The sequence below is a fragment of the Micrococcus sp. APC 4021 genome (assembly GCF_030407635.1).
GTDB classification, from domain to species: Bacteria; Actinomycetota; Actinomycetes; order Actinomycetales; family Micrococcaceae; genus Micrococcus; species Micrococcus luteus.
On sequence record NZ_JASDCZ010000179.1, the window covers coordinates 1 to 2,866 of the forward strand.

At 75.6% G+C, this 2,866-nt stretch carries 2 protein-coding genes; one reads left to right on the top strand and one right to left on the bottom strand.

Annotated features, from left to right (window positions below; translation table 11 throughout):
- The first annotated feature begins 82 nt into the window (after window positions 1–82).
- The gene (locus QL983_RS10885) at window positions 83–943 is read left to right on the top strand and encodes a PHP domain-containing protein (protein ID WP_049147253.1); all 861 of its coding nucleotides are present in this window, start codon (window positions 83–85) and stop codon (window positions 941–943) included.
- A gap of 118 nt (window positions 944–1,061) precedes the next feature.
- Here the strand turns inward: QL983_RS10885 and QL983_RS10890 are convergent, their stop codons facing one another.
- Window positions 1,062–2,819, bottom strand: a complete 1,758-nt coding sequence (locus QL983_RS10890; protein ID WP_290152978.1) for a DEAD/DEAH box helicase — start codon at window positions 2,817–2,819, stop codon at window positions 1,062–1,064.
- Between the last annotated feature and the right edge of the window lie 47 nt (window positions 2,820–2,866).

Below are 2,866 nucleotides of genomic sequence, written 5' to 3' on the forward strand. Positions count from 1 at the left end.
TGTGCGGCATCGGTCATGCCCTCCATCATGGCACCGGTGGGCGCGGGCGGGTCGGGGCCGCCGCGCGCGGGTCGTCGGTACCATGGCCGCCATGGCCCGCTACGACCTGCACACGCACTCGACCGAGTCCGACGGCACCGAGCCGCCGGCCGACGTGGTGCGTGCGGCGGCGCGGGCCGGGCTGGACGGCCTCGCGCTCACCGACCACGACACGACCGCCGGCTGGGCCGAGGCCGCCCACGCCGCGCGGGAGACCGGGCTGACGCTCGTGCCCGGCATGGAGATGTCCTGCACCTCCGCCGACGGCGTGAGCGTGCACGTGCTCAGCTACCTGCACGACCCCGAGGACCCCGCCCTGCTGCGGGAGGTCGGCCTGGCCCGCGACGCGCGGCTGATCCGGGCGCAGGAGATGGTGCGGCGGCTGGGGGCGGACTTCCCGATCACGTGGGAGCTGGTCCAGGAGCACGCGGCGGAGAACGCGACGATCGGCCGGCCCCACCTGGCCGACGCCCTCGTGACGATCGGGGCCGTCCCGGACCGGTCCGCGGCGTTCCGGGAGATCCTCGCCGGCCGGTCCAAGTACTACGTGCCGCACTTCGCCCCGGACCCGGCCGAGGCGGTCGCGCTCATCCGGGCCGCCGGTGGGGTGCCGGTGTTCGCGCATCCCCGGGCGCGCATGCGGGGCCGCGTGGTGGGCGACGAGGTGTTCGAGCAGATGGCCGAGGCCGGACTGGCGGGGGTCGAGGTCGAGCACCGGGACAACCCGGCGGAGGAGCGCACCTGGCTGCGCGCGTTCGCGGACCGGCACGGGCTGTTCGTCACCGGCTCGTCCGACTACCACGGCACCGGCAAGCCCAATCCGATCGGCGAGCACACCACGGGCGCGGAGGTGCTCGCCGAGATCGAGCGGCAGGGCACCGGCACGGCGATCATCCGCGGCTGAGCCCGGACGGCCCGGGCGACGGCGGAGGATCCGTTGCGCGAATGACCCTTCCGGCCGCCTGCACGGCGGTCAGAAGGGTCATTCGTGCAGAAGACTCCCGGGGGCCCGGAAGGGAGGGTCAGCCGTCCACGACCTCGCCGTTGCTGCGGCGCGTGCGGGTGCGGCCGCCCCGGCGACGACGGGCCTCGGCCCGGGCCTCGGCGCGCTCGGCCCGGCGGGCCTCCGTGAGCTCGACGCCGGCCACCGGCTCCGGCGTCCGGGCCGCGGGGGTCTCGGGGCGTGAGGCGGTGCGCTCGCGGCCCTCGCCGCGACCACGGCCCCGGCCCTCGGCGCGCTGCTCGGCGGGTGCCTCACCACGCCCGCGGCCCTCGGCGCGCGCCTCGTCACGACCGCGAGGAGAACGCTCGGTCCGTTCGCCACGGCCTCCGCCGCGCGCCCGGTCACGGCCCTCGCCGGAGCGCCCGCCCCGGCCTCGGCCGCCGCGCTCGCCGTCACGGGACCGGCCGCCGTCGCGACCCCGTCCGCGGCCGCCGTCGCGCTGCTTCGCCTCGGGTCCGCCGAGGTCCTCGAGCGTCTCGCCCTCGAGGCCCTCGAGCACGCGCTTGGCCTGGGGCAGGCGGCCCTTCGTGCCCTTCGGGATGTCGAGGTCGGAGAACAGGTGCGGGGAGGAGGAGTAGGTCTCCACCGGCTCGGGCTGGCCGAGGCCGAGCGCCTTGTCGATCAGGGACCAGCGCGGCATGTCCTCCCAGTCCACGAGGGTCACCGCCACGCCCTTGTTGCCGGCGCGGCCCGTGCGGCCCACGCGGTGCACGTAGGTCTTCTCGTCCTCCGGCGCCTGGAAGTTGAACACGTGGGTGACGTCGTCGACGTCGATGCCGCGCGCCGCGACGTCGGTGGCCACGAGGATGTCCACCTTGCCGTTGCGGAACGCGCGCAGCGCCTGCTCGCGGGCGCCCTGGCCGAGGTCGCCGTGCAGCGCGCCGGCCGCGAAGCCGCGCGCCGTCAGCTCGTCCGCCACGCGGGCTGCCGTGCGCTTGGTGCGCGTGAAGATGATGGTCCGGCCGCGGCCCTCGGCCTGCAGGGCGCGGGCCACGAGCTCGTCCTTGTCCATGTGGTGGGCGCGGTAGACGAGCTGACGGATGTCCTTCTTCGTCAGGCCCTCGTCCTCCGGGTCCGCCGCGCGGATGTGGGTCGGCTGCGTCATGTAGCGGCGCGCCATCGCGACCACGGGACCCGGCATGGTGGCCGAGAACAGCATGGTCTGACGCACGGCCGGGACGGCGGCGAGCAGGGTCTCGACGTCGGGGAGGAAGCCGAGGTCCAGCATCTCGTCGGCCTCGTCCAGCACCACCGTGTTCACCAGGTCCAGGCGCAGGTGGCGCTGGCGCATCAGGTCGATGAGGCGGCCGGGGGTGCCGACGACGATCTCGACGCCGCGCTGCAGCTCCTCGATCTGCGGCTCGTAGGCGCGGCCGCCGTAGATGGTGGCGATGCGCAGGGGGCGCCGGGCCGCGGCGGCCGTGAGGTCGCCGGCCACCTGGACGGCGAGCTCGCGCGTCGGGGCGACGATCAGGGCCTGCGGGGCGCCCGCGGTGCCCTTGGCCTCGAGGCCGTCCCAGCCGGGCTCGCCCGGGCCGATGGCGCGCTGTAGCGCGGGGATGCCGAAGCCGAGGGTCTTGCCGGTGCCGGTCTTGGCCTGGCCGATGATGTCGTGGCCGCCGAGGGCGACCGGCAGGGTCATGGCCTGGATGGGGAAGGGGTGGACGATGCCCTTGGCCTCCAGGGCCTCGACGATCTTGGGGTGCACCCCGAAGTCGGCGAAGGTCTGCTCGGGGGCCACGGGGGCGGCGTCCTCGGTGACGATGTCCTCCGCGATCGCGGCGACCGTCGGGTCGAGGTCGGCGGGGGCGGGGGTGTGCTCGG